Here is a 6,135-nt window from a genome sequence, read left to right on the forward strand (position 1 = left end):
AACTATGAGAGCGAGCAAGCTATTTTGGGCTACTGGACAAGGCGAAGCGACGAATCATAGCCGTAGCTATGGCGAAAAGCTTCAACGCTGGCCAGTAACTCAAAGTGGCTGTGCAACCCATAGCTAGAAGGTGGAAATGGTATTACCACTGACCTACCACAGAAAAGCCAGAGCCATCCGACTGGCTCCCAGTAAAGCAAAATAAATTGAATCCCTGTACCATACTGACACATCAATCCAGACTGCTTACCATCAAGTCATGACCATCAAACAGATTATTGTTCACAAACTGGATCACTCTCAGGGTTCAGAACAGCTACAGGCCATTCCAGCCTCCCAAAGCCTGACCTCCTCACCCTCTCTGGAGCTGGTACTGGATGATTTGCTGCAAACCTATAATAAAAAGCCCGACAAATGTTATGGGCAGTTCTCAGATCTGGCCGAAGACGGCTTTCCTGAGCGCCTGAAAACTTATATTGAGCTGAGCGTAGAAGAACAGGCCTCCGGCTTTACCCAATTAACGTCTGAAACATTAGCACGCCTTGGCCAGAGCCTGAGTGAGGCCGGAGCCATCAGTGGTGGCTATGTTATGTTTTCAGATTACCAGCAGGGTCTGACCCGTTACCTGTTGCTCTGCATGCTCAGCAGCCAGAACAGCGTAACCATCACGGATGAACTCACCATCCAGGACACGTCCTATCTCGACACAGCCCGCATGTCTCTGGCCTGCCGTATCAATATCACAGACTGGCAGAAAAACCCTGAAGCTGGACGCTATCTATCCTTTCTCCGCCCAAAGGGGGGGAAGCGTCTAAGCACTGTGTTCCAGGAAGTGATTGGCTGCAGTGAAACCAGCAGCAGCAAGGAAGAAGCGGATACCCTGCTCAAAGCAGTCGAAGCCTACTGCCAGGAAGAACCGGTTGAAGAAAACCGAACCATCGTTAAACGACAGGTTTACGATTACTGCCAGAACAAACTGGATGAAGGGGGGAGCCTCTCCATGCAGGAGCTGACTGGCCACCTCAGTGAAGCAGGTCCGGATGACTTTGCCCGCTTTGTGAATACTCAGGATTATGACATGAGCACCCCCATGTCCCCAGAGCGTCGAAAGCTGACACAACTGGTACGCTACACAGGAAGAAGCAAGGGTCTCAGCCTCGCTTTCGATGCAGAGCTTCTTGGTGGACAGATTCGTTATGATGAAACCAATGACCAGCTAATTATCACTGGTGTGCCTGATAAATTGAAAGAGCAGCTGAAGCAGGCCTGAGAGGCTAAGGCCTTGGGCTGTCCATTCCAGAACAACTTTGATACAAATAGTAATTACCACTGGCATCCATGGATGGATGTAAACATAATCTGAAGGCGCTTTAATCACAAAGCCCCTGAGATCAGCCTCCTATAGCCAGCAACCGGTTTGCCGATAATAAACAGATTAAAGACCAACCCGGAAGCCCTATGACTTTTCGCGCTGCTATCTTTATCGCCTTCTCCACCCTCTTTCTGGTAATGAGTATAAAGGCCAGTGAGAAAGCGTTGCTGTTATCTCCTGAGACGATTCTTCAGCAACAGATTGAACTGAATGAAATGCTTATCAATATTCACAGGCTACAGCTGGATTTTCTCGATCAGGATGCGAGGGAAGCTCTGCAAGAATCGCAACAGGCATTAAACACAAGTATCCACGCCCTTCCAAAGCGTACCATTGACCCCGAAGCTAATGAGCTTCTGGCAACGGTCTTATCCTTATGGCCCGTCGTCAGTAAACACATTACCTGGCTGAGCACGATTCCTGCCAGCGCTCAGCCGCCGGCATCGAATTCGTTACTGCGTGTGCTGGCCAAAATGGATCGCCAGCTACTCCTGCTGAGACAAAAAGCAACAAACTCCCAGTCAGGAAACCACCAGAAGCTTCGTTTCCTGGAGCAGGCGCTCCTTATGCAACATATGACCAGAGATTACCTTAACCTGCTGATCGCCGAACAAAACACTGAAGTTACCATTTCAAGTCAAATGCAGCTGAAAGCACTGGCCAATCGATTCGATCAGCGCATGACTGCTTTCAATGAGGAGCTTAATGATCATCCGCACGCGATGCAGCCTGTCCAGCAGGCACATGCCGCCTGGGCCTTTATCCACAGCAGTTTTGAGAAGTTTCCCAAGCAACAGACGCCAGATCTGATTGTGCGCTATGGCAGCCGGATTGTAAGTAAGCTTTCTTCAGTCCATCGCATGTTCTAGCCTACTGCTACTGGACTCCATAATCTTCAGTATTTCAGTAGCAGACATCCTTTCCTGAACGAAGACTTCTGCCTCTCCCCACTCAAAAGGCACAGTAAACTGATCGGTAATCTTAAAAGCCTGCTGATGCAGAAACGGCTGTAGTGCGTAACTGACCGTAATAATTTTCACGCCAGCGGATAGATCAGCCAAACGCTCTGCTAATTCAGAAATCACATGATCATCGAGGTTTGAAGCATAAAGATAAACAATGGATGCATCGTCCAAAGGCGATTGCATATAGTCTTCACAACGGACGTTAACGGAGGAAAGCCGCATGCGACGAGCAGTCCGATGTAGACGCCAACAAAACAGAGGAACTTGCTCAATGGCAGTGACCTGACACTTTTTTACCCCATGCAGCCAGAGACTGGTATAGCCACTCCCTGCACCCAGTTCAAACACATGATCATCTGACGTTACACCTGTTTTCTCTGCAATCATCTCAAGCGTGGTGAGAGGCGTCTCGCCATAGACGTAAATACTTTCGGATTTGATTCGTCGATGATAACGACGACTGACGGCATAAGGCCCATCCAAAAGGTAACTGAGCTTCAACCATAACCATGGGATCAGGAACCGGGGCTTTCTGCCATAGCGCTTCACCTCCCTGAAACTCTGTTGCCACTGATAAAACCACTGTCGGAAAGCAAGCGCTAACAATTCCCTGTTAAGCCTCATCTCTTTATCCCTTATTGAAAACTGATGAAGAACTATAGTTATCCAGCACCACTTAATGGATCATCACCATGATTGCTGATTTACTGGCTCCCAAATTACTACTGATTTACTACTGTATTGCCGCTGCCCTCTATACTCACCATCGAGGAAAAGTTCGTCACCGCCCATTTCGACAGCTCAGCGACCATTCCACCTTTATGGCACCAGTTAATGCCATTATGTATTTATTCTCGAAAATTCCCTGTACTCCGTATATTAATACCAGCCACTTCCCGGAACTCAAAGTTCTTGATCAGCACTGGGAATGCATTCGTGACGAAGCTCAGCAGCTTTACAGACAGAGCCACATAAAAGCTGCCGATAAACTGGATGATATTGGCTTTAACTCTTTTTTCAAAACGGGCTGGAAGCGCTTTTATCTGAAATGGTATGGTGACGAACTCCCCTCCGCACAATCACTCTGCCCAAAGACCGTTGAACTACTGAGAAATATTCCCGGCATTAAAGCGGCAATGTTTGCCATGTTGCCACCAGGCAGCCGGCTGGTCCGGCACCGGGATCCTTACGCAGGCTCTCTTCGCTACCACCTTGGACTAATCACACCGAATACAGAAGAATGCTTTATAAGTGTTGATGATGAGGTCTATTACTGGAAAGATGGAGAATCGGTGATGTTTGATGAAACCTATATTCACTTTGCAGAAAACAGCACCGACAAGGATCGTATCATTCTGTTTTGTGATGTGGAAAGGCCCATGAACAACCCACTGGCAACAGCATTTAATCATTTTTTCTCACGCTTCGTCATGGCCGCCAGCGCAACACAGAACCTTGATGGGGATCGGGTAGGAGGTCTGAACAAAGCCTTTCAGTACCTTTACCAGGTTCGGCTTCTGGGCAAACGTATTAAAAATTATAACCGGACGCTCTACTACACCCTCAAATGGATACTGTTTCTCAGCCTGCTGTATGGCATTTTCGGATGATGCCTTTTTAAATAAGAAGGATAAACTGGTCAAAAACCGTACTACCACTTTCCGCTAACCGGAGAATGTACTATGTTTTTTGCTGAAGAAAGGGAGTTATCACCATGAGTCAAGACACTGCAACGCCTATCACTGATCAAAAGCATCTTGCACCTGATCGACAAGTAAACCGGCTTTATCCTGAAGACCAGGAACGTGTCAATCAGTATTTAAAAGAAGGGGTTAATGAAGCCGAACGACCACCATTCAAACCTCTACGTCTGATGGCATGGCTGGCTGCGGTTATTGTTCTGCTCGGCGTTTTGAGCCGACTTATCGGCTATTTTGTTATACCCTCTTAACACTGCAGCTTGCAGCAACACAGGCAACCCACCAAATATAAAGAAACTGGAATAACTGTGAAAAACGAAACTCTCGTTAATAAAAAGAAAATAGTCATTGTTGGTGGTGGTGCCGGTGGCCTTGAGCTGGCCACTCGCCTTGGCAAAAAACTTGGAAAAAAGCAGCGGGCTGAAATTACTCTGGTTGATGCTCAAAACACCCATTTCTGGAAGCCACTCCTGCATGAAGTTGCTGCAGGTTCACTGAATGCCTTTGAAGATGAACTCAGCTATCTAGCCCAGGCCAAGTGGAACCACTTTCGTTTTATTCCAGGAAAGATGGAAAGCATCAATCGTGCTAACAAGTCCATCGGCCTTAGCCCTATCCTCGATGGTAATGGTCAACAAGTCGTACCCGCCAGAACCTTGAGTTACGATCAACTGGTTATTGCTGTAGGCAGCACGGCTAATGACTTCAATACACCGGGCGCCAGAGAGCACTGTCTGTTCCTTGATAACCGCCAGCAGGCCGAACGAATACACACAACACTGATTAACCATTATCTCCATGCACAGGCCAGTGGCAATGATGCATCCAAACTGCGCATTGCCATTATTGGCGCTGGAGCCACAGGGGTAGAGCTGGCTGCGGAACTCCATTTCGCTGCCATCGAACTCGCCAGATACGGCCTTGATGCGATAAAACCAGAGCATTTAGAAGTCACCATCATTGAAGGTGGTGAAAGAATCCTTCCAGCACTCCCAGTCAGAATCAGTAGTAGCGTTCACAAGCAGCTGAATAAAATGGGCATCCGGGTTATGACCCAACAGCTGGTAAGTGAAATCCAGGCGGGCGGTGTCACCACTCGTGATGGTGAATTTATTGAATCAGACTTGAGAATTTGGGCTGCTGGCATTAAAGCCCCCGAATTTCTGTCTCAGATGGATGGACTGAAAACCAACCGTATCAACCAGCTGATTGTGCGCCCAACGCTGCAAACAACACTGGACGACCAGATTTATTCCATGGGTGACTGTGCAAGCTGTACATTAACTGACAGCAAGAATGAAAGCATTACTATCCCTCCACGCGCACAGGCAGCTCACCAACAGGCATCTCTGCTGGCCAAAAGCCTGATTGCCCAGGCGAATGGAGCTGCACCACTGGAGTTTAATTACAAGGATTATGGCTCCCTGATTTCCCTGAGCCGGTTCAGTGCAGTAGGCAACCTGATGGGCGCCATTACCGGGGACATGATGATTGAGGGCACCCTGGCCAAATGGTTCTACATCAGCTTGTACCGAATGCACCAGATGACACTCTTTGGCAAATTAAGAACAGGAACACTGATTTTGAAAGACCTGATCAGTAGAACCACTCGGCCACAGCTTAAGCTCCACTGAGCATAATTATTGAATACCAAATTGAACCACAGAGATCACAAAAAGCACTAAGAAGAGCTTTTCGTTGTGTGCTTTGTGATAGGCACCATGGATGGTGGAGATACAGAAAACGCAGGAGCAGTTTTCAGCCTGTGTGGTTAGAGAAAATATTGAGAAAGGATATCAGACAGGCATAAAAAAACCGCTGGCAAAAAGGTGCCAACGGCTATTAAATTTTCTTCACTTAAGAATTTGGTGGGTCGTGTAGGATTCGAACCTACGACCAATTGGTTAAAAGCCAACTGCTCTACCAACTGAGCTAACGACCCGTTTTCGATTCAACGGCATGATCCTATTATCGCATGATAAATAGCTGTCACACCGTTTAAGTAATGGCTCCCCGAGCTGGACTCGAACCAGCGACCCAATGATTAACAGTCATTTGCTCTACCAACTGAGCTATCAGGGAACTAAGCGACAGTTTT

6 protein-coding genes and 2 tRNA genes are annotated in these 6,135 nt (G+C 47.6%); 5 read left to right on the top strand and 3 right to left on the bottom strand.

What is annotated here, in order from left to right; all coding sequences use genetic code 11:
* The first annotated feature begins 259 nt into the window (after nucleotides 1–259).
* Both GV64_RS20380 and GV64_RS20385 read left to right on the top strand, forming a co-directional pair.
* On the top strand, nucleotides 260–1,270 hold the full coding sequence (locus GV64_RS20380; RefSeq protein ID WP_020581639.1) for a nucleoid-associated protein: 1,011 nt from the start codon (nucleotides 260–262) through the stop codon (nucleotides 1,268–1,270).
* Between the two features lie 188 nt (nucleotides 1,271–1,458).
* Nucleotides 1,459–2,241, top strand: coding sequence for a hypothetical protein (locus GV64_RS20385; RefSeq protein WP_020581640.1), 783 nt, complete (start codon nucleotides 1,459–1,461; stop codon nucleotides 2,239–2,241).
* On the opposite strand, the gene GV64_RS20390 is transcribed toward GV64_RS20385, so the two are convergent.
* Nucleotides 2,221–2,961, bottom strand: coding sequence for an SAM-dependent methyltransferase (locus tag GV64_RS20390; RefSeq protein ID WP_020581641.1), 741 nt, complete (start codon nucleotides 2,959–2,961; stop codon nucleotides 2,221–2,223). The genes GV64_RS20385 and GV64_RS20390 overlap by 21 nt on opposite strands.
* Before the next feature lie 68 nt (nucleotides 2,962–3,029).
* Between GV64_RS20390 and GV64_RS20395 the strand changes: the two genes are divergently transcribed.
* The 3 genes from GV64_RS20395 to GV64_RS20405 all read left to right on the top strand — a co-directional run bounded on the left by GV64_RS20395 (nucleotide 3,030) and on the right by GV64_RS20405 (nucleotide 5,671).
* The gene (locus tag GV64_RS20395) at nucleotides 3,030–3,947 is read left to right on the top strand and encodes an aspartyl/asparaginyl beta-hydroxylase domain-containing protein (RefSeq protein ID WP_020581642.1); all 918 of its coding nucleotides are present in this window, start codon (nucleotides 3,030–3,032) and stop codon (nucleotides 3,945–3,947) included.
* A 104-nt stretch (nucleotides 3,948–4,051) separates the two neighbouring features.
* Nucleotides 4,052–4,288 carry a DUF3094 family protein gene (locus GV64_RS20400; RefSeq protein WP_020581643.1) on the top strand — a complete coding sequence of 79 codons (237 nt, stop codon included), beginning with the start codon at nucleotides 4,052–4,054 and terminating at the stop codon, nucleotides 4,286–4,288.
* 57 nt (nucleotides 4,289–4,345) lie between these two features.
* A complete protein-coding gene (locus GV64_RS20405) occupies nucleotides 4,346–5,671 on the top strand; it encodes an NAD(P)/FAD-dependent oxidoreductase (protein ID WP_020581644.1) in 1,326 nt (441 codons plus the stop codon).
* 232 nt (nucleotides 5,672–5,903) lie between these two features.
* Here GV64_RS20405 and GV64_RS20410 read toward each other — a convergent pair.
* Nucleotides 5,904–5,979, bottom strand: a tRNA-Lys gene (locus GV64_RS20410).
* A 64-nt stretch (nucleotides 5,980–6,043) separates the two neighbouring features.
* Nucleotides 6,044–6,119, bottom strand: a tRNA-Asn gene (locus tag GV64_RS20415).
* Nucleotides 6,120–6,135 lie beyond the last annotated feature (16 nt).

The organism is Endozoicomonas elysicola, assembly GCF_000710775.1.
In the GTDB taxonomy this organism is placed as follows: domain Bacteria; phylum Pseudomonadota; class Gammaproteobacteria; order Pseudomonadales; family Endozoicomonadaceae; genus Endozoicomonas; species Endozoicomonas elysicola.

Bases quoted from the DNA above. Each gene is read 5' to 3' on its own strand.
- GV64_RS20380 (WP_020581639.1), top strand. From the start codon at position 260: ATGACCATCAAACAGATTATTGTTCACAAACTGGATCACTCTCAGGGT.
- GV64_RS20385 (WP_020581640.1), top strand. From the start codon at position 1,459: ATGACTTTTCGCGCTGCTATCTTTATCGCCTTCTCCACCCTCTTTCTG.
- GV64_RS20390 (WP_020581641.1), bottom strand. From the start codon at position 2,961: ATGAGGCTTAACAGGGAATTGTTAGCGCTTGCTTTCCGACAGTGGTTT.
- GV64_RS20395 (WP_020581642.1), top strand. From the start codon at position 3,030: ATGATTGCTGATTTACTGGCTCCCAAATTACTACTGATTTACTACTGT.
- GV64_RS20400 (WP_020581643.1), top strand. From the start codon at position 4,052: ATGAGTCAAGACACTGCAACGCCTATCACTGATCAAAAGCATCTTGCA.